Raw genomic sequence first — 265 nt, 5'->3', positions numbered from 1 at the left:
CTCCGCGCAAGGTAACCAGGGCGCCGGCAACTTGGGCGTGACGATCAAAGACACCAGCAAACTGACCAATTACGATTACAAGGTCAGTTTCAACGATCCTGCCGACCTCAATAAAGTTACCGTGCTGCGGTCGGACGGCCAGGCCATGGGCACCTTTGATATTACGGCCACGCCGCCAGCGGTGATCGACGGCTTTACCCTGGCACTCAATAACGGCCCCATGCAAGCGGGTGACAGCTTCAAGGTCAGCCCGACCGCCAATGGC

General features: G+C 58.5%; 1 pseudogene. It reads left to right on the top strand.

Going from position 1 to position 265, the window contains the following annotated elements:
• Positions 1–265 (top strand): annotated as a pseudogene (locus SB816_RS32340) (hypothetical protein); the annotation flags it as partial.

The organism is Achromobacter sp. SIMBA_011 (assembly GCF_046535435.1).
In the GTDB taxonomy this organism is placed as follows: domain Bacteria; phylum Pseudomonadota; class Gammaproteobacteria; order Burkholderiales; family Burkholderiaceae_B; genus Achromobacter; species Achromobacter dolens.
The sequence above is the reverse complement of the archived record's forward strand: the minus strand, read 5'-3'. Positions and strand labels throughout refer to the sequence as shown.